Origin of the sequence: Aquamicrobium terrae, from assembly GCF_040545735.1 — a bacterium.
Lineage (GTDB): Bacteria > Pseudomonadota > Alphaproteobacteria > Rhizobiales > Rhizobiaceae > Mesorhizobium > Mesorhizobium terrae_A.
This window is the reverse complement of sequence record NZ_JBEPML010000033.1, coordinates 1-25258: the sequence shown is the minus strand read 5'-3', so window position 1 is coordinate 25258 and position 25258 is coordinate 1. Positions and strand designations below refer to the sequence as shown.

At 65.4% G+C, this 25258-nt stretch carries 26 protein-coding genes; 16 read left to right on the top strand and 10 right to left on the bottom strand.

What is annotated here, in order from left to right; all coding sequences use genetic code 11:
* Positions 1 to 413: 413 nt before the first annotated feature.
* Positions 414 to 1616, bottom strand: coding sequence for a glutamine-hydrolyzing carbamoyl-phosphate synthase small subunit (carA, locus tag ABID37_RS25690; RefSeq protein WP_354199825.1), 1203 nt, complete (start codon positions 1614 to 1616; stop codon positions 414 to 416).
* A 248-nt stretch (positions 1617 to 1864) separates the two neighbouring features.
* Between carA and ABID37_RS25685 the strand changes: the two genes are divergently transcribed.
* Positions 1865 to 2314, top strand: coding sequence for a GatB/YqeY domain-containing protein (locus ABID37_RS25685; RefSeq protein ID WP_435521639.1), 450 nt, complete (start codon positions 1865 to 1867; stop codon positions 2312 to 2314).
* A gap of 298 nt (positions 2315 to 2612) precedes the next feature.
* On the opposite strand, the gene ABID37_RS25680 is transcribed toward ABID37_RS25685, so the two are convergent.
* From ABID37_RS25680 to ABID37_RS25670, 3 genes are all read right to left on the bottom strand, one after another.
* On the bottom strand, positions 2613 to 3524 hold the full coding sequence (locus ABID37_RS25680; protein ID WP_354199824.1) for an NAD(P)/FAD-dependent oxidoreductase: 912 nt from the start codon (positions 3522 to 3524) through the stop codon (positions 2613 to 2615).
* The gene (locus ABID37_RS25675) at positions 3514 to 3978 is read right to left on the bottom strand and encodes an Rrf2 family transcriptional regulator (RefSeq protein ID WP_354199823.1); all 465 of its coding nucleotides are present in this window, start codon (positions 3976 to 3978) and stop codon (positions 3514 to 3516) included. Before ABID37_RS25675 ends, ABID37_RS25680 begins: the two co-directional genes overlap by 11 nt.
* A 235-nt stretch (positions 3979 to 4213) precedes the next feature.
* Positions 4214 to 5878 carry a Na/Pi cotransporter family protein gene (locus ABID37_RS25670; RefSeq protein WP_354199822.1) on the bottom strand — a complete coding sequence of 555 codons (1665 nt, stop codon included), beginning with the start codon at positions 5876 to 5878 and terminating at the stop codon, positions 4214 to 4216.
* Between the two features lie 380 nt (positions 5879 to 6258).
* Between ABID37_RS25670 and ABID37_RS25665 the strand changes: the two genes are divergently transcribed.
* The 3 genes from ABID37_RS25665 (at position 6259) to rpoD (ending at position 11183) form a co-directional block, all read left to right on the top strand.
* Positions 6259 to 6651: an RcnB family protein gene (locus ABID37_RS25665; protein WP_354199821.1), complete on the top strand. Its 393-nt coding sequence runs from the start codon at positions 6259 to 6261 to the stop codon at positions 6649 to 6651.
* Positions 6652 to 6843: 192 nt separating this feature from the next.
* Complete coding sequence (gene dnaG, locus ABID37_RS25660) at positions 6844 to 8808, top strand: DNA primase (RefSeq protein ID WP_354199820.1); 1965 nt, start codon at positions 6844 to 6846, stop codon at positions 8806 to 8808.
* Between the two features lie 365 nt (positions 8809 to 9173).
* Positions 9174 to 11183 carry an RNA polymerase sigma factor RpoD gene (rpoD, locus tag ABID37_RS25655; protein ID WP_354199819.1) on the top strand — a complete coding sequence of 670 codons (2010 nt, stop codon included), beginning with the start codon at positions 9174 to 9176 and terminating at the stop codon, positions 11181 to 11183.
* Positions 11184 to 11253: 70 nt separating this feature from the next.
* On the opposite strand, the gene ABID37_RS25650 is transcribed toward rpoD, so the two are convergent.
* Positions 11254 to 11880, bottom strand: coding sequence for a LysE family translocator (locus tag ABID37_RS25650; protein WP_354199818.1), 627 nt, complete (start codon positions 11878 to 11880; stop codon positions 11254 to 11256).
* A gap of 156 nt (positions 11881 to 12036) precedes the next feature.
* Here ABID37_RS25650 and ABID37_RS25645 point away from each other — a divergent pair, with 156 nt between their 5' ends.
* A complete protein-coding gene (locus ABID37_RS25645; RefSeq protein WP_354199817.1) occupies positions 12037 to 12651 on the top strand; it encodes a LysE family translocator in 615 nt (204 codons plus the stop codon).
* A gap of 54 nt (positions 12652 to 12705) precedes the next feature.
* Here the strand turns inward: ABID37_RS25645 and ABID37_RS25640 are convergent, their stop codons facing one another.
* Positions 12706 to 12960: a DUF2798 domain-containing protein gene (locus ABID37_RS25640; protein WP_354199816.1), complete on the bottom strand. Its 255-nt coding sequence runs from the start codon at positions 12958 to 12960 to the stop codon at positions 12706 to 12708.
* Positions 12961 to 13250: 290 nt separating this feature from the next.
* Between ABID37_RS25640 and ABID37_RS25635 the strand changes: the two genes are divergently transcribed.
* Both ABID37_RS25635 and ABID37_RS25630 read left to right on the top strand, forming a co-directional pair.
* Positions 13251 to 13544, top strand: a complete 294-nt coding sequence (locus ABID37_RS25635) for a GYD domain-containing protein (protein WP_354199815.1) — start codon at positions 13251 to 13253, stop codon at positions 13542 to 13544.
* Between the two features lie 195 nt (positions 13545 to 13739).
* Positions 13740 to 14030, top strand: a complete 291-nt coding sequence (locus tag ABID37_RS25630; RefSeq protein ID WP_354199814.1) for an HlyU family transcriptional regulator — start codon at positions 13740 to 13742, stop codon at positions 14028 to 14030.
* Between the two features lie 124 nt (positions 14031 to 14154).
* Here the strand turns inward: ABID37_RS25630 and ABID37_RS25625 are convergent, their stop codons facing one another.
* Positions 14155 to 14754 carry a TetR/AcrR family transcriptional regulator gene (locus ABID37_RS25625; protein WP_354199813.1) on the bottom strand — a complete coding sequence of 200 codons (600 nt, stop codon included), beginning with the start codon at positions 14752 to 14754 and terminating at the stop codon, positions 14155 to 14157.
* Positions 14755 to 14823: 69 nt separating this feature from the next.
* On the opposite strand from ABID37_RS25625, the gene ABID37_RS25620 reads away from it, so the two are divergent.
* The 7 genes from ABID37_RS25620 (at position 14824) to ABID37_RS25590 (ending at position 19391) form a co-directional block, all read left to right on the top strand.
* Complete coding sequence (locus ABID37_RS25620; RefSeq protein WP_354199812.1) at positions 14824 to 15252, top strand: VOC family protein; 429 nt, start codon at positions 14824 to 14826, stop codon at positions 15250 to 15252.
* A gap of 221 nt (positions 15253 to 15473) precedes the next feature.
* Positions 15474 to 16109: a TetR/AcrR family transcriptional regulator gene (locus tag ABID37_RS25615; protein ID WP_354199811.1), complete on the top strand. Its 636-nt coding sequence runs from the start codon at positions 15474 to 15476 to the stop codon at positions 16107 to 16109.
* A complete protein-coding gene (locus tag ABID37_RS25610; protein WP_354199810.1) occupies positions 16106 to 16642 on the top strand; it encodes a GFA family protein in 537 nt (178 codons plus the stop codon). Before ABID37_RS25615 ends, ABID37_RS25610 begins: the two co-directional genes overlap by 4 nt.
* Complete coding sequence (locus tag ABID37_RS25605) at positions 16635 to 16931, top strand: DUF6958 family protein (RefSeq protein ID WP_354199809.1); 297 nt, start codon at positions 16635 to 16637, stop codon at positions 16929 to 16931. The genes ABID37_RS25610 and ABID37_RS25605 overlap by 8 nt, the downstream gene beginning before the upstream one ends.
* 206 nt (positions 16932 to 17137) lie before the next feature.
* A complete protein-coding gene (locus ABID37_RS25600) occupies positions 17138 to 18004 on the top strand; it encodes an SDR family oxidoreductase (RefSeq protein ID WP_354199808.1) in 867 nt (288 codons plus the stop codon).
* A 197-nt stretch (positions 18005 to 18201) separates the two neighbouring features.
* On the top strand, positions 18202 to 18867 hold the full coding sequence (locus tag ABID37_RS25595; protein ID WP_354199807.1) for a CatB-related O-acetyltransferase: 666 nt from the start codon (positions 18202 to 18204) through the stop codon (positions 18865 to 18867).
* A 131-nt stretch (positions 18868 to 18998) separates the two neighbouring features.
* Positions 18999 to 19391: a DUF1801 domain-containing protein gene (locus ABID37_RS25590; RefSeq protein ID WP_354199806.1), complete on the top strand. Its 393-nt coding sequence runs from the start codon at positions 18999 to 19001 to the stop codon at positions 19389 to 19391.
* 264 nt (positions 19392 to 19655) lie between these two features.
* On the opposite strand, the gene ABID37_RS25585 is transcribed toward ABID37_RS25590, so the two are convergent.
* Positions 19656 to 21623: an OmpA family protein gene (locus ABID37_RS25585; RefSeq protein WP_354199805.1), complete on the bottom strand. Its 1968-nt coding sequence runs from the start codon at positions 21621 to 21623 to the stop codon at positions 19656 to 19658.
* 174 nt (positions 21624 to 21797) lie between these two features.
* On the opposite strand from ABID37_RS25585, the gene ABID37_RS25580 reads away from it, so the two are divergent.
* Positions 21798 to 22244: a YcgN family cysteine cluster protein gene (locus tag ABID37_RS25580; RefSeq protein ID WP_354199804.1), complete on the top strand. Its 447-nt coding sequence runs from the start codon at positions 21798 to 21800 to the stop codon at positions 22242 to 22244.
* Positions 22245 to 22267: 23 nt separating this feature from the next.
* On the opposite strand, the gene ABID37_RS25575 is transcribed toward ABID37_RS25580, so the two are convergent.
* Both ABID37_RS25575 and ABID37_RS25570 read right to left on the bottom strand, forming a co-directional pair.
* A complete protein-coding gene (locus tag ABID37_RS25575) occupies positions 22268 to 23122 on the bottom strand; it encodes a sulfite exporter TauE/SafE family protein (protein ID WP_354199803.1) in 855 nt (284 codons plus the stop codon).
* Positions 23123 to 23261: 139 nt separating this feature from the next.
* Positions 23262 to 23699, bottom strand: a complete 438-nt coding sequence (locus ABID37_RS25570; protein ID WP_354199802.1) for a YqaA family protein — start codon at positions 23697 to 23699, stop codon at positions 23262 to 23264.
* A 176-nt stretch (positions 23700 to 23875) separates the two neighbouring features.
* On the opposite strand from ABID37_RS25570, the gene ABID37_RS25565 reads away from it, so the two are divergent.
* Positions 23876 to 25072: a sugar transferase gene (locus ABID37_RS25565; RefSeq protein WP_354199801.1), complete on the top strand. Its 1197-nt coding sequence runs from the start codon at positions 23876 to 23878 to the stop codon at positions 25070 to 25072.
* Positions 25073 to 25258: the final 186 nt, after the last annotated feature.

Sequence of the window (25258 nt, the reverse complement as noted above, 5' to 3'; positions counted from 1 at the left end):
CCGGAACCGGTCGCCTGCCGCCGAGGCTGCGGGTTTGCAGGCCCGCAGCCTCGCTGCTCAACCTACCCGATATCGATCAAACAATCCCGGAAGCCTGCCGCAGCGGAGCGAAGGCAGGCTGTCCGGGATCCGTTCCGTGACCTTGCCGGCAAGACCAACCAGCGGCCGAGCGTCATCCGACCGGCGTGGATCCCGGCTCGCGGTCGCTGGCGCTCCCTTGGCCGGGATGACGAGATAACAAGCGCTTCAAGTTCACGGAGCAGCCGATACGTTGAGCCTGCCGTTCAAAGCATGTCGCCCGAAAGCGGGAACCGGTTTCGGGATAACGACATGCGTAAAAACAACAAGTTGGAGCGTACGGAGCGAATCTGAAAGATCGCGACGCGCTCTAGTGGGAAGACGGGCGGGCGGGGTCAGGCCCGCTCGGCCAATGCCGGCTCGCCCTTGCGCGCGCGGATGAGGTTGGCGAAGCGCCGGAACAGATAGTGCGAATCCTGCGAGCCGGGCGAGGCTTCGGGGTGGTGCTGCACCGAGAACACCGGCTTGCCGACCAGCGTGATGCCGCAGTTCGAGCCGTCGAACAGCGAGACATGGGTTTCGGTCACACCCTCCGGCAGCGAGGCGGTGTCGACCGCGAAGCCGTGGTTCATCGACACGATCTCGACCTTGCCGGTGGTGTGATCCTTCACCGGATGGTTGGCGCCGTGATGGCCCTGATGCATCTTGACCGTGTTGCCGCCGGTGGCGAGCGCCAGGATCTGGTGGCCGAGGCAGATGCCGAAGATCGGAATGTCGGTCTTGAGCAGTTCGCGCAGCGTCGGCACGGCGTATTCGCCGGTGGCGGCCGGGTCGCCCGGGCCGTTGGACAGGAAGATGCCGTCGGGCTTGAGGGCGAGGATATCCTCGGCCGAGGCAGTGGCGGGCACCACTGTGACCCTGGCGCCGAGCCCGGCCAGCAGGCGCAGAATGTTGCGCTTGACGCCGAAATCGACGGCGACGATGTGCATGGAAGGCTCGTCCTGCTCGCCATAGCCTTCGTCCCACACCCACGGCGTTTCCTGCCACAGGCTCGACTGGCCGCTGGTGACGTCCTTCGCAAGGTCGAGGCCGACGAGGCCGGACCAGCCGGCGGCCTGCTTCTTGAGCGCCTCGACGTCGAAATCGCCGTCCGGCGCATGGGCGATGACGGCGTCGGCCACGCCCTTTTCGCGCAGCAGCACGGTGAGCGCGCGGGTGTCGATGCCGGACATGGCCACGATGCCGCGCTTCTTCAGCCACTCGTCGAGGCCGCCGGAGGCGCGGTAGTTGGACGGGGTGGAGATGTCGGCCTTGAAGATGGCGCCGACGGCACCGGCGCGGGCGGCCGGCGCCAGGCTTTCCTCATCCTCGTCGTTGACGCCGACATTGCCGATGTGGGGGAAGGTGAAGGTGACGATCTGGCCGGCATAGGACGGATCGGTGAGGATTTCCTGATAGCCGGTGAGCGCGGTGTTGAAGCACACTTCGCCGACCGCCTGTCCGGTGGCGCCGAGGCCGCGTCCTTCGATCACCGTTCCGTCGGCGAGGACGAGCAGGGCGGTCGGCTTTTCCGAAACCCAGGGGGCAGTGCTGGCCATGGCGGCGCTCCATCGTGAAGTTGCGCGGGCACACGGCCGCAAGGCCGTCCATCCGCGGCAAAAGGCACGGGGCGGCGAACCTTCGCGACCTCCCCGCACTTAGTGCTCAGTTCATGCTAAGGCCCACGAAATAGGGGAAGCGGCCGGCCCGGTCAACACCGCGCGGGAAGTTGCCGCAGGTTTTATGGCAGACCCGCTTCCAGCCGCCGGCCACATGCTTTATCTGGACCCATCAAGGAGACGACATCATGCGCGAACGGCTGACCGAGGAAGTGAAGACTGCGATGCGAGCGGGCGACAAGTCGCGCCTTTCCACGCTGCGGCTGATCCAGGCGGCGATCAAGGATCGCGACATCGCCAATCGCGGCGCGGGCAAGGAAGCGGCCACCGACGACGAGATCGCCCAGCTTCTGGCCAAGATGGTGAAGCAGCGCGAGGATTCGGCCAAGGCCTTCGACGATGGCGCCCGGCCGGAACTGGCGGCCAAGGAGCGCGAGGAGATCGTGGTGATCCGCGACTTCATGCCCAAGCAGATGGACGAGGCCGAAACCGATGCCGCCATCCGCGCCGCCATCGCCGAGACGGGGGCGGCGGGCGTCAAGGACATGGGCAAGGTGATGGCCGCGCTGCGCGAGAAATATGCCGGCCAGATGGATTTCGGCCGCGCCAGCGGCGTGGTGAAGGGCCTGCTGGGTTAGTCTCTTACTCCTGCCATTTCCCTGTGCCTGCGGGGAAAGGGGGCGTCGGCGTCGCGGGTGGCAACCCACCCGTTCACGGCAGACTGTCGCATGGGGAATTTTCCTCGACCTCGACAGTCGGATACCCCCACCCCTAAGCCCTCCCCACAAGGGGAGGGGAACTTTGCGCCGATGCCACGGCCACCGACGTGCTGGTTTCGGGCGACACGGCAGCGTCGGCGTCTCTCTCCTTGTGGGAGGGGGGTAGCGGTGGTCCCGGCGGGAGATGAGGGGCAGGCCTGCCTGAACCGGAAAAGCTCTAGAAGACCAGTGACCGGTGCACGGCCACGCCGGCGGTGACGCCGTCGGCGCAGGCCCATGCCACGGAATGGGCGCCGCGGGCGATGTCGCCGGCGGCATAGACGCCGGGCACGGTGGTTTCCTTGAGCGAATCCGTGCGGATGAAGGCGCCGGCCGCGTGCTCCTCCAGCGCGCAGCCGAGTTTTTCGGCGATATCGCTGTTGAAGCGGGTGCGCGGCCCGACATAGAGCGCATCGAGCGGCTCCATGCGGCCATCGGCCAGTTCGATGGCCGAGAGGCGGGGCAGATCGCCGTGCAGGGCGGTGACGGCGGCCGGCTCGATGGCGACGCCGCGCCTTTCCAGCTCGGCAAGCTGGTTCGCTTCGGGGGCCGGCCGGCCGTTGAGGTAAAAGGTGGTGGGGCCCCACTCGGCCACCAGCATGGCCTGATGCACGGACATGGGCGTGGAGGCGAGCACGCCCAGGCGCCGGTCCGAAAACTCGTAGCCATGGCAATAGGGGCAATGGATGACCGACGCCCCCCAGCGCTCGGCAAGGCCCGGGATTGCGGGCAGATCGTCGGAAAGGCCGAAGGCCAGCACCAGCCGGCCGGCATGGAGCGTTTCGCCGTCGGCCAGAGCAACCGTGAAGCCATGGTCCCGCGCCTGCGCGTCGGTGGCGCGCGAGGCGACGAAGCGCGCCGTGGGATAGGCCCGGACCTGGCTGCGGGCCGTGGCGAGCATGACGGCCGGATCGCTGCCATCCTGCGCAAGGAAGCCGTGCGAATGCGCGGCGAAGCGGTTGCGTGGCAGGCCGGCATCGACGATGCAGACGGAGCGGCGGGCGCGGGCGATATAGGTGGCGGCGGACAGGCCGGCAAAGCTGCCGCCGATGACGATCGCGTCGTAGGTGTTGGGGGCGTCATTGTGCATGAACGGTCTCCAGATCGTGGTCGCCGCCGCGGGAGGCGAAGCGGCGGTGGAAATCTTCGCTGAGCATGGCGAGGGTCACTTCGCCAAAGCGGGCGAGCAGGCGGGCCTCGGCGTCGTCGAAGGCCGCGCCGAGGGCGGCGTTGACGGCCTGCTCGACAAGGCAGCCGGGCGTTTCGGTGCGGTTGCCCATGGCGAGAAGCGCCGGCTGGCCGAGTGCGTCGTAGACATCGCGCAAGGTGACGCGGGAGAGGTCGCAGGCCAGCGTCCAGCCGCCGCCATGGCCCTTTTCGGAGCGCACATAGCCCTCTTCGCGCAGGCCAGCCATGATGCGGCGGATGACGACGGGATTGGTGTGCATGGCCCGCGCCAGCACCTCGGAGGTGACCGGCTCCCTGTATTCGGCCATGTGCAACAGGACGTGCAGCACGCCCGACAGTCTGCTGTCTCTTTTCATGTAACTTTATATGTTGCGTGATTGGACGCGCGTCAAGGGCTTGGCTGCCAGTTTCCAAACTGATTCAGAATTTGTGCTTCAAGCGCTTGTTTTTGCTGGGCTGCGCCTCTGGATGGTTCGTGCCCGCCGCCACCAAGCCCGGCACCATGCAATGAACCGCCCTGTATCCTCACAGATGCAGGGCGGTTCTTTTTCAGGCGAGGGCGGGATTTTCCCGGCCCGGATCAGGGATGCCTCAGCTTGCCTTCAGGCGCGAGCCGCGCAGCAGGCCCTGCTCCTCCAGCACCGGATAGGCCATGGAAGCGAGCAGCGAGTTGATCTGCTTGAGGTCGCGGATGGTGTCGAGGTGGATCGAGCTGGTCTCGATCGACTTCGGCGTGCCGTCGCGCAGGCGCAGGAAATGCTTCTGGCTGGTTTCCTTCTCGAGGTCGCGCAGGCGGTCCTTCTCCAGCACGAGCTGGCGCGCCGTCTCGGCATCGCGCGACACCAGCACGTTGAAGGCGAGGCGGGCATTGGCGAGCACGGAGGCGTGGAAGGAGGTCAGCTCCTGCCAGCCCTCCGGCGTGAACTCCAGCCCCAGCGCCAGCTTCTTGCGGACATGGACGAGCATGTTGCGCACGATGATGTCGCCCACCTGTTCAAGCTTGACGCAGGCGCCGATCAGTTCCTGGCAGCGCAGGGCCTGATCCTCGGTGAGCGAATTGCGGGTGAGCCTGGCCAGATAGATCTTGATGGCGGCGTGGCGTTCGTCGACCCGGTCGTCGAGCGCGGCCAGCGCGTTGATCTTGTCCTCGTCGGCGCTCTCGTACAGCTCGATGATGCGTTTGAGCATGATCTCCACGGTCTCGCACACCCGCACCACCTCGCGCGTGGCGTTGGCGAGGGCCTGCGGCGGGCTGGACAGCGCCGATTCCGACAGGGCCGACAATTCGGCCACCTGCAGGGATTCGGCCGGCTCCGGCTTGGCGCCCAGCGCCACGATCTTTTCCGAGGCGCGGTAGACGAGGCCGGCGAGCGGCAGGCCGGCGATCAGGATGATGACGTTGAACAGGATGTGGGCGTTGACGATCTGGTCCGAGGCGGTGGCGCCGAGGAAACCGATCTGCGGCTTGAAGATCATCACCAGCGCCAGCATGACGATGGAGCCCATGCCGCGCATCAAAAGGTTGCCGATCGGCACGATGCGCACGCCGGGGTCGGAATTGCGGGTGAGCATGGGGGCGATGATCGAGGAGCCGAGATTGACGCCCAGCACCAGCACCACGCCCAGTTCCGGCGTGATGAGGCCGCGCCCGGCCATGGTCGCCATCAGAAGCACGGCGGCGATGGAGGACTGGAACAGCCAGGTGATGAGCGCCGCCAGCAGGTAGGCGGTGATGGGATCGCTGGAGAAATAGTTGATGATCATCGGCATCAGCTCGCTTTCGCGCAGCGGTTCCGATGCGTGGCCGATCATCTCCAGCGACAGGATGAGCAGGCCGACGCCGACCAGGATGCGGCCCTTCTGGCGCCAGTCCCGGCTTTCCGTGGCCATGAACAGGAAAGTGCCGATGATGAGGCAGAGCGGCACCAGCAGGGTCAGATCGTAGGTCAAAAGCTTGGCCACCAGCGCCGAGCCGATCTCGGCGCCGCGCACGGCCAGCTGGCCGGCGAGGCCGGACACGATGCCGGCGCCGGCGAAGGAGCCGACCAGAAGGGTGACGGCGGTGGAGCTTTGCAGGGCAATGGCGAGGCCGGTGCCGGCCAGAACCGCCATGATCGGGTTCTGCAAGGTGGCGCGCAATTTATGACGCAGCACATCGCCATAGGCGCGCTCGACGCCGGTCTTCACGAGACGGGTGGCGTAGAGCATCAGCGCCACGGCGCCGGCCAGATGGACGAGGACCACCGACCCGGTCATGCAGGCGCTCCCGCGCGGGCAGCAGCCGTGACGCGACGACGCGACGGCATCGGACAAGGCGCGCAACCGGCGCGCGGGCAGGGGCGAATCAGCTTCATGGCGGGAATATCCGTTAAGGGCTTTTATATTAGCCGGGTAACCAATATTGTCCAGCCCCGCTAGGCTCTTGGAACAAATTTTTGTTCATCTCAAGGCAAGGCCGGCGCCGAGGGGCGGTTGCCGCGCGGCGGGATGCGGGCGAAGGAGGCGGCTTCAGGGCGTGAATCAATACAGGTGAGTAAGCTACGGATTCCATTACGGAATTGTAATGCAGCCGTTCAGTTTCGGTTCATCCGGTGGCCGCTATCCCTTTGGGCATGAACAACACAGGAGTGCCTTCCATGAAACGCATCGTTCTCTCGGTCCTCGCCATCTCCATGCTGGCCGCGACTTCCCTGCAAGGCCAGGCCGCGCCGCTCAACAGGCCGGCGGCACCGCAGGCCGAACTGGTCCAGGTGGACTGGAAGAAGCCCTCCCACAAATATGACAACCGGCGCGACCACAAGCGCTACGACAACCGCCACACGGCCAGGAAGTACCAGTATGCCAAGCGCCACCAGTGGAAGCGCGGCCAGCGCTACTCCGACTGGCGCCGTCACCAGGCCGTGCGGGACTACCGGCGCCATGGCCTGAAGCGTCCGGCCCCCGGCCAGCAGTGGATCAAGGTCGACAACGACTATCTGCTGGTGGGCCTCGCGACAGGTCTGATCGCCGGTGTGATCGCCGCGCGCTAGGCGGGCGGATGGTGGAATAAGGAAAGGGCGGCTTTCGGGCCGCTCTTTTCATTTTCTTGCCTGTGAATACCGGGGCCTGTGAATACCGGGGCCTGTGAATACCGGGGCCTGTGAATACCGGGTATGGGATGCGCCGAGAGTCGTCTTGAGCGCAAAGGGCGGCTATATGAGAGGAAACGAGCAGTTTCCCAGATGCGCTTTCCGCCCTCATTCCTCGACGAGATACGTGACCGGGTGCCGATCTCATCGGTGATCGGCGCGCGCGTGACGTGGGACCGCAAGAAGACCAATGCGCCGAAGGGCGACTGGTGGGCGTGCTGCCCGTTCCACGGCGAGAAATCGCCGAGCTTCCACTGCGAGGACCGCAAGGGCCGCTACCATTGCTTCGGCTGCGGCGTTTCCGGCGACCATTTCAAGTTCCTGACCGAGCTGGACGGGTTGAGCTTCCCCGAGGCGGTGGAGCGCATCGCCGACATGGCCGGCGTGCCGATGCCGGCGCGCGACGTGCAGGCCGAGGCGCGCGAGAAACAGCGCGCCGAACTGACCGACGTCATGGAACTGGCGACGGCGTTCTTCCAGGAGCGGCTGCAATCGGCGGAAGGGGCGAAGGCGCGCGCCTATCTGCGCGACCGGGGGATGACGCCGGCCACCCAGCAGTCGTTCCGTCTGGGCTATGCGCCCGAAAGCCGCAACGCGCTGAAGGAATTTCTGGCCTCGCGCGGGGTGGGCAAGGAGGAGATCGAGGCCTGCGGCCTGGTCGTGCACGGGCAGGACGTGCCGGTTTCCTACGACCGTTTCCGCGACCGCATCATGTTCCCGATCCCGGATTCACGCGGGCGCACCATCGCCTTCGGCGGGCGGGCGATGTCGCCCGATGCGCTGGCCAAATACCTGAACTCGCCGGAAACCGAGCTCTTCCACAAGGGCAATGTGCTCTACAATTTCGCCCGCGCCCGCAAGGCGGTGGCGCGCGGCGAGACGGTGGTGGTCGTCGAAGGCTATATGGACGTTATCGCGCTGGCGCAGGCGGGTTTCGAGAACGCGGTGGCGCCGTTGGGCACGGCGCTGACCGAAAACCAGCTCGAGCTCCTGTGGCGCATGACCGGCGAGCCGGTGCTGTGCTTCGACGGCGACGGGGCCGGGCTGAAGGCCGCATGGCGGGCCGCCGATCTCATCCTGCCGATGATCGAGCCCGGCAAGACGGCGCGTTTCGCGCTGCTGCCCGATGGCAAGGACCCGGACGACCTGGTGCGCGACGGCGGCGCCGACGCCTTCCGGACCGTGCTTTCAGAGGCGCGGCCGCTGGCCGACCTTCTGTGGATGCGCGAGACCTCCGGCGGCGTGTTCGATACGCCCGAACGGCGGGCCGAACTGGAAAAGACGCTGCGCGAACTCACCGGCCGCATCCGCGACGAAAGCGTGCGCTTCCACTACAATCAGGAAATGCGCGAACGCGTGCAGAGCTTCTTCGGCACGCAGCGGAGGCGCCAGCCCGGGGGGCAGCAGGGGCAGAACGGACGGCGCGGGCAAGGCGGCGGTTTCGAGGGCGGCGGCTATCAGGGCGCGGGCCAGTGGTCGCGGCAGGGCGGGGCGGCCGGGCGCAGCGCCATCACCGAAAGCCTCGGGCGTTCGGCGCTGCTCAAGCGCGGCGGCGAGGTGATGACGGTGCGCGAGGCGACCATCGTGGTGGCGCTGATCAACCACCCGGCGCTGATCGACGAGTTCTTCGAGCACATCGAATTCCTCGACCTTGCCAATGGCGACCTGCGCAAGCTGCATGCGGCGCTGCTCGACGCGCTGGCCCACGACATGGCCAACGAGCGGCAGGCGGTGGTCGAGGCGATCAGCCGTGCCGGCCACGCCGACATCCGGGAGCGGGCGGAGGCGCTGATCCGGCGCACGCGGCAATGGCCGGCGCTGGAAAGTGCGGCGCTGGACGACGCCCGCGACGCTTTCGCCCAGGCCCTGCACTTGCACCGCAGTGCGCGTACTCTACATAAGGAACTGAAGCAGGCGGAGGCCGCGCTCGCCAGCGACCCCACAGATGAGAATTACAGGCGCCTTGTCGAAATTCAGGCGCAATTCCGGGATGTGCAGGCGACGGAGGCCCTGATCGAAGGCTTCGGCGTATTGTCGGGTCGGGCCGGCAGAAGTTAGCCGGCGGCAGGACCGGCTGTGGGCAGCCTTGGCTGTTTGCGGCCGAATCGGGCGCTTGAGGGCAATTGATTCGCTTTTTTGGGGCGAATCATGCCACAGGCGCTTGACCTATCGGTAGAATGACGGAATCAGGTCGATTCGAGTTACAGTTAACCCAACCCGGCATCGACGAAAAGAACGCAGATGCGGTAGTGCCGCTTGTTGCACGGTGGAAATCTGGGGCACGATGGAAAACCAGGGTTAATCCAGGCTTAACGAGAGTTGCGGCAACTGTGGCGATGAACGCGTCGTTTCAGCAGGCGCGCACAATTTTGCAGCAGGCTTAGATTTCGCGGCTTGAGCAGCCGTCTGGAGGCAGAAGAAGAATGGCGACTAAGGAAAAGGAAGAGGTCGAGAACGAACGCGACGGTGCAACCGACGGCCCGCTGCTCGACCTTTCCGACGATGCTGTCAAGAAGATGATCAAGGTCGCGAAGAAGCGCGGCTATGTCACCATGGATGAGCTGAACGCGGTTCTGCCGTCCGAGGAGGTCACTTCCGAGCAGATCGAAGACACGATGGCGATGCTGTCCGACATGGGCATCAACGTCGTCGAGGACGACGAGCAGGGCGACGACAACGAGAGCGAGGAGTCCGAGGACGATCCGCAGGAGGTTGCCGAGCAGACCGGCACGGCCGTCGCCGCCACGCCCAAGAAGGAGCCGACCGACCGCACCGACGACCCCGTGCGCATGTATCTGCGCGAGATGGGCTCTGTGGAGCTTCTGTCGCGCGAGGGCGAGATCGCTATCGCCAAGCGCATCGAGGCCGGTCGCGAGACGATGATCGCGGGCCTGTGCGAAAGCCCGCTGACCTTCCAGGCGATCATCATCTGGCGCGACGAGCTGAACGAAGCGAAGATCCTGCTGCGCGAGATCATCGACCTCGAAGCCACCTATGCCGGCCCCGAGGCCAAGCAGGCGCCGGTGGTGGAGCGCACGGAAGAAGAGGCCAAGCCCAAGGCCGAGGAAAAGCCGCGCCGCGGCCGCAGCGAAGACGACGACATCACCAATGTCGGCGGCGAGACGCGCGGCGAGGAGGACGAAGAGGAAGAGGACGAGACCAACCTGTCGCTGGCCGCCATGGAGGCGGAACTGCGCCCGCAGGTCATGGAAACCCTCGACGTCATCGCCGATACCTACAAGAAGCTGCGCAAGCTGCAGGACCAGCAGGTCGAGAACCGGCTGGCCGCCGCCGGCACGCTGTCGCCCAGCCAGGACCGCCGGCTGAAGGAGCTGAAGGACCAGCTCATCAAGGCGGTGAAGTCGCTGTCGCTCAACCAGGCCCGCATCGAGGCGCTGGTCGAGCAGCTCTACGACATCAACAAGCGGCTGGTGCAGAACGAGGGCAGGCTGCTGCGTCTGGCCGAAAGCTACGGCGTGCGCCGCGAGGAGTTCCTGAAGGAATATCAGGGTTCCGAACTCGACCCCAACTGGACCCGCTCGATCGCCAACCTGACCTCGCGCGGCTGGAAGGAATTCCACCAGAACGAGAAGGAGACGATCAAGGAGATCCGCTCCGAGATCCAGAACCTTGCCACCGAAACGGCGATCTCGATCCTGGAATTCCGCAAGATCGTGAACCAGGTGCAGAAGGGCGAGCGCGAGGCGGCCATCGCCAAGAAGGAGATGGTGGAGGCAAACCTGCGCCTCGTCATCTCCATCGCCAAGAAGTACACCAACCGCGGTTTGCAGTTCCTCGACCTGATCCAGGAAGGCAATATCGGGCTGATGAAGGCGGTGGACAAGTTCGAGTACCGGCGCGGCTACAAGTTCTCGACCTACGCCACATGGTGGATCCGGCAGGCGATCACCCGTTCGATCGCCGACCAGGCGCGCACCATCCGCATTCCGGTGCACATGATCGAGACGATCAACAAGATCGTGCGCACCTCGCGCCAGATGCTGCACGAGATCGGCCGCGAGCCGACGCCGGAGGAACTGGCCGAGAAGCTGGCCATGCCGCTGGAGAAGGTGCGCAAGGTGCTGAAGATCGCCAAGGAGCCGATCAGCCTCGAAACGCCGGTGGGCGACGAGGAGGATTCGCACCTCGGCGATTTCATCGAGGACAAGGGCGCGATCCTGCCGATCGACGCGGCGATCCAGGCGAATTTGCGCGAGACGACGACGCGCGTGCTCGCCTCGCTGACCCCGCGCGAGGAGCGCGTGCTGCGCATGCGTTTCGGCATCGGCATGAACACCGACCACACGCTGGAGGAAGTCGGCCAGCAGTTCTCGGTGACGCGCGAGCGTATCCGCCAGATCGAGGCCAAGGCGCTGCGCAAGCTCAAGCATCCGAGCCGCAGCCGCAAGCTGCGCAGCTTCCTCGACAGCTAGAGCGGCGGAGTTCCAGAAAAGCAAAAAGGCCGGGCCAGCGCCCGGCCTTTTTGTTTTTCCGGGAACGGGGTCAGGCGCTCGACAGTTCCATGGCCGTCATGACGATGCCGCCACCCGCGATGACCAGCAAAAGCACGCCGGAGACGCGCAATATGGTGCGGTGGACGGAGGGCTTCAGAAGCCTGGCGACCAGCAGATAGACGAGGAACAGCGTCGCGAAATCCAGCACGATCCAAAGGACCGTGAGCAGCGCGATGCTGGCGTTGGTGTCGGGCGTGATGCCGAGGAATTGCGGAAAGAAGGACGCGAAGAAGATGATGTCCTTGGGGTTCGAAATGGCCATGACGAAGCCTTTCGAAAACCCGCCGACGCGTGGCTGGACGGCCGCCGGCCCCTGATCGCCGGTGCGGGATTCGCGCAGGATTTCCCATCCGATCCAGCCGATATAGCAGGCACCGGCAAGCTTCAGCAGGTTGAACGCCGTTTCGTCGATGGCGAAGATGCCCTTCACCACCAGCGCCGAAAGCAGGATGAGCACCAGCGAGGCGGCATTGGTGCCGGTGATGGTGCGCAGCGCCTTTCCCGGTCCGCCGGCCAGCCCCGCGCCGGTAACGAGCACGGCAACGGGGCCGGGGACCGCGATCATGGTGATGACAGTCACCACGTAGAGGGCGAGAATGCCGGGATCGATATGCATGCGGGTGCTTTCCTTGTCGCGGCGACAAAGCACGGAACGCGCCACAAGGCCAGACCGGATTTTTTCGCCGCCATGACGAATCCGGGTCGTCAAAACCGGATTTTGCGGACATGGTTCGCGGGCCTGTTGCCTTGCGGACCTGAAGGATTTCCGGCCATGTCGATCGAATTCCTGCTGACCACGCTGATCATCGTCGCCTCGCCGGGGACGGGCGTGGTCTATACGCTGGCGGCGGGGCTGTCGCGGGGCGGGCGGGCCAGCGTGCTGGCCGCCTTGGCCTGCACGCTGGGCATCGTGCCGCATCTGGTGGCGGCGCTGACCGGGCTTGCCGCGCTGCTGCACGCCAGCGCGCTGGCCTTCGAGATCGTGAAATATGCCGGCGTCGCCTACCTGATCTACATGGCCTGGCAGAGCCTGCGCGAACGGGGCGCGCTCAGGATCGAGGCGGGGGCGGATGCGCGCAGCGTGCGCCAGGTGCTGGTCGACGGCATCCTCATCAACCTGCTCAACCCGAAGCTGTCGATCTTCTTCGTGGCCTTCCTGCCGCAGTTCATCGCGCCGGGGGAGGCACATGTGCTGGCCCGTATGCTGGAACTGTCGGCCATCTTCATGCTGGCCACCTTCCTCATCTTCTCGCTCTACGGCCTGTGCGCGGCGGCGATGCGCGACCGGGTGATCGGCAGCCCGCGGGTGATGGCGTGGATGCGCCGCACCTTCGCCGCCGCCTTCGTGGCGCTGGGGGCGCGGCTGGCGTTGCAACAGCAGCAATAGGCGGCGAAGTGCCGCCGGCGGGGCCCTGCCCGCCAGCGGCCGAAGAACGAGCGCTCAGGGAACCGGCTGGCAGATCCAGCCGACGATGCGGTGCACGATGGGCAGAACAAGCAGAAGCGTGGGGAAGGCGACGAGCCAGGACAGGCCCCATGCCGGCCCCCAGACGGCCATGAAGTCCGGCCGCAGGCCGACCCCTTTCAGCGTGGAGATCAGCGACACGATGAAGGTCATCAGCAGGGAGAGAACCAGCGGGGTGACCAAAGGCGCATAGCGCGCAGGCAGCCTAGGGCGTGTGCGTTGGATAGACATAAGAATTTCCTGGAAAAAGCCGGTCCGGGGCATGGCATCCTTTCGCCTTGCGGCGTTGCCCGGAGGACCGGGAGTGGATGCGTTGCCTGACGTCACACGCTTACGGCGCGCCCGAGGCGCACGCGATGCCTATACCCGCATGCTTCGCAAAATTCCAGAGCGGAAGCGTGTTTTTGCAACTCCGCGCCTGTTTGCGATATTGTGAGGGCCATATCGAAAGAAGGGCAGGCGGGTTCATTCCGGTTACCGGACCCGTCTTCCCCCGTCATGGCACCGGAGGGAGGCGACAGATGACCACTTACATCATGCTGCTCAACTGGACGGACGCCGGCGTGAAGAGCGTCCACGATTCGCCGTCGCGGCTCGATACGGCCAAGAAGCAACTGGCCGAGATGGGCGGGGAGATGAAGGCGTTCTACCTCACCATGGGCGAATACGACATGGTGGCGGTGTGCGAGGCACCCGACGACGCGGTGGCGGCGCGCTTTGCCATGCAGCTGGGCATGGGCGGCAATGTGCGCTCGCGCACGCTCAAGGCATTTCCCGAAGGCGCCTATCGCGAGATCATCGCCACATTGGCGTGACGGCATTTTCGACTAGGGGGCGCGATGGCCTGTCGCCGGCCTTTCTTGGCGGACGGATAGGGTCTATGGTCGCGGGCCAAAGCGCGTTCCGGCCTTGCAGATTCGCCTGTCGCGCCCTGGCTTGCTGTTTTGTGCATGTCTTCGACCGAAACCGGTTCCCGCGTCGGGGAGACATGCTCCGAGAATGAGGTTCGAATGTCTTTCCTGAAACGGCTGTTCGGTGGTGGCGGACAGGAAGCAGCGGCGAAGCCGGCGGAGCCTGCCAAGCAGGTCGAGCACAAGGGCTTCACCATCGTTGCCATGCCCTACAAGGCCGACGGCCAGTACCAGACCTGCGGCGTCGTCTCCAAGGAGATCGACGGCGTGGTGAAGGAGCACAAGTTCATCCGCGCCGACCGGTTTCCCGGGCTCGACGATGCGGCCACGGTGTCGATCCGCAAGGGCATCCAGCTTGTCGACGAGCAGGGCGAGCGCATCTTCGACTAGAGCATTTTCGCTTTTCTCCGAATCGCAGAAACGCTCCAACTCCTTGTTTTGACGCAATTTCGAACGCGAAGATCGCTTCGCGCTTTTGCTGGAATTGCTCCGGGGACAGGCGGCCGGGCGAAGGTCACGGCGTCGGCAGGAACAGCCCGTCGAGCACCACGCCCAGCGTTTCGATGAAATCGGCCTGCGCCGCGCCGGCTTCGATGGACAGGGCGGCGCGGTCGAAGGCGGCCGCCAGCAATGCGGTCAGCGCTTCCACCGGGGCCGGTTTCATGGCGCCTTCGCGCATGGCTGCTTCCAGCCCTTCACGCAATGTGCGCGCGCCGTGCCTGTTGTCGATCTCGTCCATGGCGGCGCGGCCGAGCACGGCCGGTCCATCCAGCAGCAGCAACCGGGTGCGGCCGGGCGTGGCCATGGCGGCCAGGAAGGCCCTGCCGCCGTCCAGAAGAGCCTGCCGGGCATTTTCGGCATCCGGCGTCGCCCGCTCGATCTCGGCCGCGACTTCCGCCGCTTCGCGCTCGACCACGGCGCGGAACAGGGCCTGCTTGTCGGCGAAATGGTGATAGAGCGCGCCGCGCGTGACGCCGGCCGCAGCGACGATCTCCGGCGTCGCCGTTTCCGCATAGGATTTCTCGATGAACAGGGCACGCGCCGCCGCCATCAGCGCGGCGCGGGTGGCCTCGGTGCGTTCGCGGTTGGAACGGCGGGCGTTTTCCTGTTGCATACATGCAGCCTGTATGTTAATTGTCAGAAACATGCAGAATGTATGTTAATTGAAGCCAAGAGGGAAGCCATGAAAACGACCAGCTACTATCCGGTCCTCATGACCGGCGACGTTGCCGCCACGGCGGACTTCTATGTGAAGCATCTGCGCTTCCGGCCGCTGTTTTCGAGCGACTGGTATGTCCATCTGCAATCGGAGGAGGACGAAGGCGTCAATCTGGGCATCGTCGACGCCGGCCACGACACGGTGCCGGAGGCGGCGCGGGGCAGGGGCGCGCAGGGGCTGCTGATCAATTTCGAGGTGGAGGATGTCGATGCCGTGCATGAGCGGATCGCGGCGGCCGGGCTGCCGATCCTGCGCAGCCTGCGCGATGAACCGTTCGGCCAGCGCCATTTCATCTTCGCCGACCCGAACGGAGTGCTGATCGACGTGATCAAGCCGATCCCGCCCTCGGCCGAATTCCTGGCGCAGTACGAAGAAGGCGCGGCGGCAGGCTAGATCATCAGGCTTTGCCGGAAACAGGCCCTTCACCCTTACTCTCTCCCCGCAAGCGGGGAGAGGGGAGGCGTCCGCATTGCGGGCGGCATTCCTTGCCCATGGGCGCGGAGAAGGTTCTGGCGAGGGAGGCGTGCAGCGGTTGTCCGGGCCGCGCTTCGGGCCCTTGAGAGGTGCGAAATCGACAGGCTTGATAAATACCAACTGTATGGTATGTATCAGGCATGTCGAGACCCACCAAACACGCTCCCGAACGCGGCAATGCCAGAACCCGGCTTCTGGAGGCGGCACGCGACATCATCCGCGCCAAGGGCTACGCGGCGGCCACGGTCGACGACCTTTGCCGGGTGGCCGACGTCACCAAGGGGGCGTTCTTCCATCATTTCGCCAGCAAGGACGCGCTGGGCGTGGCGGCGGCCGAGTTCTGGACCGGGGAGACGACGGCCTTCTTCGAGGCCGCGCCTTACCACCAGCCGGCGGACGCCCTTGAGCGGGTTCTTGCCTATGTCGCGTTCCGCAAGGCGATCATCGTGGGCGAGATCGCCGAGTTCACCTGCCTCGTCGGCACCATGGCGCAGGAGGTCTACGCCAGTTCGCCCGATATTCGTGACGCCTGCGCCCGCAGCATCTTTGGCCACACCGCCACGCTGGAGGCCGATATCGAGGCGGCGCGGCGCGAGCGCGGCATTGCCGGCGACTGGACGGCGGCAAGCCTGGCGCGGTACACGCAAGCCGTGTTGCAGGGCGGGTTCGTGCTGGCCAAGGCCGGAAACGATCCCGAACTGGCGCGCGAAAGCCTCGACCATCTGGACCGGTACATCCGGCATCTGTTCCACGTCGCGGAGGAGGACGCGAAATGACCAGGACCACGCAGATCGGCTGCGAATGCGGGCGCACGCGCCTCGAAGTGACGGGGCGGCCGATCCTCGTTTCGGAATGCCTGTGCGACAGTTGCAGGGCGGCGGCGGACCGTCTGGCCAGGCTGCCCGGCGCCCGCAACATGCTCACCGGCTATGGCGGGACGCCTGCCGCCGAATACCGCAAGGACCGGATGCGGATCGTTGCCGGTGAGGAGCATCTCGGCGAATTTCGCCTGTCGGCCGGGGCCGGCTCGCGCCGCGTCGTGGCGGCCTGCTGCAACACGCCGATGTTCCTCGAACTGAAGGGCGCGCACTGGCTGAGCGTCTATCTGCATCTGTGGCCGCAGGAGACGCGGCCCAGGCCCGAGATGCGCACCATGACCGGCGACCTGCCCGACAGGTCCCGCCTGCCAAACGACATTCCCAACCCCAAGACCCATACGATGTCGTTCTTCGCCAGGCTTCTGGCGGCGTGGGTGGCCATGGGGTTCCGAAATCCTAAAATCGCGGTGAAGGGAACGATCGATGCCTGACGACAAGATCGAAATCGAAAGCATCACCACGCCCGGCCGGACCGAACGCGTCAACCGCGCCAAATACATGGCGATGCGCGACGCCCTTCTGGCCGTGCTGCCCGGCGAAGTGCCCGGGCTGACGGTGGCCGATGCCAAGGCGGCGCTGCTGCCCCGCCTGCCCGAGGCTCTTTTCCCGCAGGGAAGCACGGCCGGATGGTGGCTGAAGGCGGTGCAACTCGACCTCGAGGCCAAGGGTGTCATCCGGCGCGCACCGCGAAAGCCGGTTCATCTCTACAGGACCGGATAAGCGGGCAGCGCCGGTCTTCCGTACCTTACGTAAACGTAACTTTTTGCCCGGCGGGCTTGCGCGGGGCGGGCGATCCGGGCATGGATCGGTCATGGAACGCCGTGCGTTCATCCGGATGCACAACGGACGCTCCAGCACTTGACCGAGCATCGGAGCAAGCCGAAACCCGGCCCGGTCCGAAGCTCCACATAATGAGGAGGCCGGACATGTCCCTGAAGGGAAAGACGCTGTTCATTTCGGGCGGATCGCGCGGCATCGGGCTGGCGATCGCGCTGCGCGCCGCACGCGACGGGGCCAACGTCACCATCGCCGCCAAGACGGCCGATCCGCACCCCAAGCTGCCCGGCACCATCTACACGGCCGCCGAGGAGATCGTCGCGGCCGGCGGCAAGGCGCTGCCGGTGGTGTGCGACATCCGCGAGGAGGAGCAGGTGGCGAGCGCGGTGGCCCGCACGGTCGAGACGTTCGGCGCCATCGACATCTGCGTCAACAACGCCAGCGCCATCCAGCTCACCGGCACGCTGGAAACCGACATGAAGCGCTTCGACCTGATGCACCAGATCAACACGCGCGGCACCTTCCTCGTGTCGAAGCTGTGCATCCCTCATCTGAAAAAGGCGCAGAACCCGCATATCCTCAACCTGGCCCCGCCGCTCGACATGGAGGCGAAATGGTTCAGGAATCACGTCGCCTACACCATGGCCAAGTTCGGCATGTCTATGTGCACGCTGGGCATGAGCGCGGAATTCGCCAAGGACGGCATTGCGGTGAATTCGCTGTGGCCGCTGACGGCGATCGACACGGCGGCAGTGCGCAACGTGCTGGGCGGCGAGACGATGGCCTCGATGAGCCGCACGCCCGACATCATGGCGGATGCCGCCTATGCGATCTTCAACCGCCCCGCGCGCGAGGCGACCGGCAATTTCTACATCGACGAGGAAGTGCTGAAGGCCGAAGGCGTGACCGACTTCACGACCTATGCGCCGGGGGCCAAGGGACCGCTGGTCGCCGACTTCTTCCTGCCCGACGAGGTGATCGCCCGCAGCGACACCAAGCTGGCGGGGATGCTGTAGGGGCGGTTCGGGTTTGGGGTGGAAAGCAGTTATTCAGATAGTCGGATGCTAAAGGCGGCTTGACGCCAATAGCGGTCATCCGCCCACGTTCAAAAGGTGGGATGTTCTTTTCAGGACATGCGGGATTTGTTACCCGCGACCCGTCCTCAAGGCGTTGATCTAACTCGTACCGCCAGCCCATAGAAAGTCATTGTACCATGATGCCAGAGCGCGCCCCGTCCAAACATTGGTCAAAGGTAGAGCTCCTGCACGAGACCGTGAAAAATCCGAACATTCATATCCGTGGGACACACAGCTATTACAGTGCCGCGTGGACAGGCTCATTCGAGGAGAGCGTGGTTCGCTATCACTATGGAGATGCGTACAGCCTCAAGACATGGGAGCCCCTGTGGCCAATCGATCAACTCTATATCGGCGACTACGTATGTATCGGTGCGGAAGCTATTATCTTGATGGGCGGCAATCATACGCACCGGACTGACTGGTTCAGCCTCTATCCGTTTCCTGAGGTTATTCTCGATGCCTACATTGGCAAAGGCGACACCATTCTCGGCGATGGAGCTTGGATTGGAATGCGGGCGATGATCATGCCGGGCGTCACTATTGGTGAAGGCGCGGTGGTGGCTTCCGGCGCTATCGTCACCAGAGATGTCGCACCTTATGTCATTGTCGCTGGTAGCCCGGCTGTTCCCATTCGCCAGCGTTTTCCGGCAGATGTGGTCAAGAGGCTCCTCGAACTCGATATCTACAAATGGCACGAAGCCAAGTTCGATGCCTTGAAGTCGTTCATTGCCGCCAATGATATTGAAGCGCTCGTCGTTGCTTCGGACGAGTACGACCAAAAACAAGGCACGACCGCCTAGAGCCAGATGCGGTCATTCCGCTTGCGGAAAGCCAATGACGGAAAAGGGATCGAAAGCCGACATTCCGGCCTGTCGCCGAAATCCAGGGTCGCTTTTGTCCAAACCGGAATTTCGATGTAGTCTCTGTAGCCATGGCATACGCGACAATCGAGGCCTTCAACAACGCCCAGAGCGGGGAGGACAGACTGATCTGCGATGCTCTCAGGCAGGAGATCGACCAGGCACTTCCGGAGGCGGAGAGCAAGATCTGGCACGCCCATCCCGTCTGGTTCCTCGAGGGCAACCCGATCGTTGGCTACAGCAAGCTGAAGCATTGCGTTCGCTTGCTGTTCTGGAGTGGCCAGTCGTTCACGACCACGGGTCTGGAAGTGGAAGGAACGTTCAAGGCCGCCGAGAAGCGCTTCGTAACGCCCGCTGACATCGATCACGATCGGTTGCGGTCATGGCTCGATGAATCCCGCCTCATCCAATGGGATTACAAAAACATCGTTAAACGAAAGGGAAAGCTGGAACGCCTCAAGTGAGGGCGGCGGCAAGCGGATGGCAGTCCTGGGTTGCCCGCACCACAGCTGGTCCCTATGACCGAGTCGCGGCCGGCTACCGTTATTTTGCCGATCGACCACCCGGAATGACTTCTCGCATCCATGCCCTCCCAAAAAACGCCCCGCCGGCGTGGCCGGCGGGGCGCGGGTCCCGCAGGAGCGGGACAGGGCAGGGAACCCTGGCATGGAATCTGGGTAGTCGGCGCCGCAATTCAATGGTTTTGAGTTGCGGCGCCGTTCTTCGCGTCAGTTGGCGCTGGCCACCGGGGCGACAAGCGGGGTGATCCGGCGGATCGTCACGCGCCGGTTCTCACGCTCCGGCTTTTCCGTGTTGACCTTCAGATACTGCTCGCCATAGCCCTGCGTGGTCAGGTTCTCCGGCGGGATGCCGAAGGCGCCGGAAAGCGCTTCCGCCACCGCCTCGGCGCGGCGGTCGGACAGGGCGAGGTTGGCCTGGTCGGAGCCCACCGCATCGGTGTGGCCTTCGATCAGGAAGGTCTCGGCGGGGTTCTTGTCCAGCATCTTCTCGATGGCGCTGGCGACGCCGCTCAGCTTCTCCACCTCGCTGTCGCCGATCGAGGCCGAACCGAACTCGAAGTTGAGCGTATCGAGGTCGATGCGGCGAGCGATGTCGCGCACGCGGGCCGAGCGCTTCACCTCGTCGACCGAATAGAGACGCTGGATGCGCTCCACCGGCGGCTGTTCGAGGAACTCGTAATACACGTCCGGGTCGCTGACCTGGCGCGATTCGAGGATATAGTCCTCGCGCGGGATGGTGAGGCGGATCGGCGGCAGGTCCTCGCCGGGATCGCGCCACTCGCGCACGTCTTCGTAATAGCGCTCGTCGACATAGTTGAGGACGTATTCGCGCCCGTCCGGCGTGATGCGGGAACGCTGGATGACGTCGCCATTGCGGTTGCGGATGGTGACGATCTGGCTGCCGTTCTCGCGCACGATGATCTCGCGGGTGCGGCCGCGCGGCAGGTCCTCGTAATAGACGTCGCGGGCGCCACGGGTCATGCGCGGCCGCTCGTTGCTCTCCACGATGGTCTGGCCGCCAAGCTGGAGGATGACGCGGTCGCCGATTTCGCGCAGCACGTCGACCCCGCTCGGGCGTTCGCGGCGGCGCTCATCGGGTGCCCGTTCGCGGCGGGTGCCCTTTTCCTCGGTCACAGGCAGGATCCTTTCGGGCACGATGGCCTGCTGCGCGGCGCGGTCGTCGGTCGGCGGAGGCCCGGCTTCGGCCGGAGCCGGCTGCTGGGCCGGTGCCTGACCCTCCTGCGCCGGGGCCGGCTGTCCGCCTTCGGCGGGCGCGGGCTGGCCTTCGGGGGCCGGCTGCTGCCCATCGGCGGGTGCAGGCTGCTGTCCTTCGGCAGGCGCAGTCTGGCCATCCTCGGCAGGGGCAGGCTGCGGGGCCTCCTTCTGGCTGTCGAGAATGGGCGCCTCGGTCGGGGCGGCCGGTGCGGTTTCGCCTTCAGCCGGCTGTTCAGCTTGAGGCTGTTCAGCTTGAGGCTGTTCGGGCGTAGCCGGCTGCTCCGGCTCGGCAGGCTGCTGCGGCTGCTCGCCGGCGGGAGCCTGATTCTCCTGCTGTCGCCGCTCGGGCTCCTGCTGTTCGGGAGCGGACTGTTCAGGAGCCGGTTGTTTCGGGGCGGGCTCCTCGGCTGCCGGCTCCTCGGGCGCGGGCTGCCGGGTTTCCGGTTCAGGGGCCGGCTCTGCCTCCGGGGCGGGCTGCTCGGCCTGGGGTTCCTCAGCCTGGGGCTCGGCCTCCTCGGCAGGCGCCGGCTCGGCTTCAGGCTCGGGAGCTGCCTCGGGCTGAGGCGCGGGTTCTTCCTGTTGCGGCTGCTCGGGCTCCGGCTCTGGTGCGGCTTCCGGCTCTGGCGCAGGCTGTTCCGCCTGCGGTTCCGGAGCAGGCTCGGGTTCAGGTTCGGGCTCCGGTGCCGGCTCCGGTTCGGCTTGCGGCTCGGGAGCAGGCTCGGCGGGCGCTGCCTCTGGCTCCGGCGCCGAACGCTCCTCGGCAGGGGCCCGCTGCTGGCGTGCCGCGCAATCCTCCGCCGATTCGCCTTCGGCGCATTCGGCCTGCGCGAGAATCAGCGGGCTGCCGGATGCGCGTGGCGCGAGATTGTCCTGTCCGGTGAGGGGAAACGCTGCCAGCGGGGCCGAGGCCATGAGCAGGCCAAGGGCGGTTCCCGCCAGAATTCGAGGGTGGAGTTTCATCCTGTCGCTCTCCTTGTAGAGTCCCATCCGTGTCGAAACTTGCCGTCCCGCATTTGGTTCCGACGCGAGAGGGTTAAGCGGGGCTCAAGGCCATTGCCGGTCGAAAGCGTGGCAGGAAGGTGTCCATTTTCCGGCCCGCTTGACCTTCCTTGCCGCACGGGCCACATGCGGCCCATGGACAAGCCTTTCTGGAAAACCAAGACGCTCGAGGACATGTGCGCGGCCGAGTGGGAATCGCTGTGCGACGGCTGCGGCAAATGCTGCCTGTCGAAGCTGGAGGACGAGGACACGGGCGATATCTACTGGACCAGCGTGGCCTGCCGCCTGTTCGATGCGGAAAGCTGCCGCTGCGCCGACTACGAGCACCGCCTCGCGCGCGTGCCGGATTGCGTCGGCCTCACGCCGCAGAACGTGCGCACCATTTCATGGCTGCCGAGCACCTGCGCCTACCGGCTGGTGGCCGAGGGCCACGACCTCTACTGGTGGCACCGGCTGGTTTCCGGCAGCCCGGAGACGGTGCATGAGGCCGGCATCTCCGTTCGCGGCCGGGTGCGGGCGAGCGAAAGCGACCTGCAGGAGCCGGAGGACTATTTCGACTATGTGCTCGAGGAAGAGCCCTGATGTGATGAAGGCCGCTGATGTAGTCAGGGATTGAACATCGACCACAGGAAGCGCGCCGACACGACAAGCATGAAGATGCCGAAGGCGACTTCCAGCTTGCGCCTGGGCAGGGCGTGGGCAAGGCGCGCGCCCACCGGCGCGGTCAGCATGCTGGCCGGAAACAGCAGCACCAGGCCCAGAAGCGACACGAAGCCCAGCGCGTAAGGCATCTGGAGCAGGGTTACGTCGGGATAGAGGGAGGCCTTGCCCCAGCCGGCGAGGACATAGGAGATGACGCCGGGGATGGCGATGAGCGGCCCGAGCCCCGAGGAGGTGGCCACGGCCTGATGGATCGGCCTGCCATAGAAGGTCATGAACATGCTGGACAGCAGCCCGCCGCCGACGCCCATCAGAGCCGAGAGCAGCCCGATCACCAGGCCGTAGACGAGCATGGCGGCCCTGCCGGGCAGATCGTTGCCGAAGCGCCAGCTTTCGCGCGCCGTCAAAAGCTTCAGGGCGGAGATGCCGGAAACCACGACGAACACTGTCTTGAACAGGTTTTCCGAGGCGAAGCTGGCGATGAAGCCGCCGACGACGACGCCGGCCACCACCGGAACGGCCCATATCTTCAGGATCGTCATGTCGACGACGCCCTTCTTGTGGTGGGCGCGGAAGGAGCGCACGGAGGTGGGGGCGATGATGGCCAGCGAGGTGCCGATGCACAACGGCATGCGCACCTCGTCCGGCACGCCGAGCAGGCGGAAGAACTCGTAGAGCACCGGCACCATGATGGAGCCGCCGCCGACGCCGAAAACGCCCGCCAGCAGGCCGGTCACCGCACCCGCGCCGAGCATCGCCGCGGCCATCATCACGATCTCATAGCTGGGAATGCCGAACATGATGCTCCGGTCGTCGCTGCTTTATGCCTTTTGGAGGCTCTGTGCCTTGCGGGAAGGTGAGGAAGTTGCTTGCGGTGCCGCTCTTAGTCCTTTTCCTGCGCGGGCGCCAGCTTGCCGGCGGCCGATTGCCCCTGTGGCCTTACAGAAAGCCCAGCGTGATGGCGGCAAGCACCAGATAACGGCCCGCCTTGGCAAGGGTGACCAGCAGAAGGAAGCTCCACAGCGGCTCGCGCAGCACGCCGGCGGCGACGGTCAGCGCATCGCCGCCGATCGGCGCCCAGCTCAGCAGCAGCGACCAGCGGCCCCAGCGATGATACCAGCGCGTGGCCCGCTCCAGCGCCTGTTCGCCGACCGGGAACCAGCGTCGATGACGGAAGCGGGCGACACCGCGCCCCAGCGCCCAGTTGACCACCGCGCCCAGCACATTGCCGGCGCTCGCCACCGCGACCAGCAAGAGCGGCGACCATTTGCCGGCGATGAGCAGCCCCACCAGCGCGGCCTCGGACTGGGCCGGCAAAATGGTGGCGGCGATGAAGGCGATGCCGAAAAGGCCGCCCAGAGCAGCGATATCCTGCATTGCGTATCCGGCTTCGATGCATGGAGGCATGGCAGCTAGCACGCATCGGGGCATGTGGACAAACGCCAACGGATTTGACATGCACCGGGCAAGCCGCGAAGCAGGTCAAGCAAGGGAAACGGCCGGAGCCCGACCATGACATTCGACAGCATCCCGCTCTATGCGAGACCAGCCGGGTGAGGGTGGTCGTCACCGGAGCGACCGGGTTCGTCGGCCGGCAACTGGTGCCGCTTCTGGCCGATGCCGGGGCGGAACTGCTTCTGGTCGGCCGCCAGCCGCAGCGGATTGCGCAGCTTTTCCCCGGTCTTGCGGTGTGCGGCTATGACGCGATCAAGCGACAGGGCGCGGGTTTCGACCTTCTGGTCCATCTGGCGGTGGTCAACAACGATGCCGACGAGCCGGCCGAGACCTTCTTCGAGGTCAATGTGCGGCAATTGCTGGAGGTGGCCGGCAGCGCGCGGCGCGCGGGCATCGGCCGCTTCGTCAATGTCTCGTCGGTGCATGCCCTCGATCCGGGCAATGCCGGGCCTTACGCGCAAAGCAAGCGCGAGGCGGCGCGGCTGCTGGCCGACATGGAGGGCATCGAGACGCAGACCGTCTACCTGCCGGCGGTCTATGGGGACCGGTGGAGCGGGGCGCTGTCGTTCCTGAACAGGCTGCCGCGATGGCTGGCGCGTCCGGCGTTCCGGCTGCTGGCGGCGCTGAAGCCGACCGTGCATGTTTCGCGCCTTGCCGCTTTCCTGATCGAGCCGGCGGTGCAGCGGGAGGAGGAGACCGTCCTGTCGGACGGGCAGGGCCGGAACCTGACCTACCGCGTGTTGCGGCGGGCGATCGATCTGGGATTCGTCGCTGCGGTGACGGTTCTGCTCGGCTGGGCGATGCTGCTGGTGTGGGTGCTGGTCCGCATCCAGTCGTCCGGCCCGGGCATCTTTGCCCAGAAGCGGGTCGGCCGGAACGGCGAGGTGTTCACCTGCTACAAGTTCCGCACCATGAAAACCGGTACGGTGCAGGCGGGAACCCACGAGGTTTCGGGCGAGGCGATCACCGATATCGGCCGTTTCCTGCGCCGCACGAAGCTCGACGAACTGCCGCAGGTCTGGAACATCCTGCGCAACGAGATGAGCCTTGTCGGCCCGAGGCCCTGCCTTCCGGTGCAGCGGCAACTGGTCGAGGCGCGCCGACGGCGCGGCGTGCTGAAGCTGAAGCCCGGGATCACCGGCCTTGCCCAGGTCAACGACATCGACATGAGCGATCCCGAAAGGCTGGCCCGCTGGGATGCGCGCTACGGCGCCCTGCAATCGCTGCTGCTGGATTTGCGCATCATACTGGCGACTGCCCGGGGGCGCGGTCGCGGCGACCGGACGGCGGGGTAGGCCGTTTCGGGTTCTGCCGGAAACGGACCCTTATCCTTGCCCTTTTCCCGCAGACGGGGAGGTTCCAGCAGGGAATGAGGAACGTTTTTCCGGACCTAAATTGCTCCGGCAAATACTCCATCGTCATCAACTCTGATGGTTTTGATTGTCTCTGAGCCTTGCGTTGAGGGTTATGATGATCTTTCG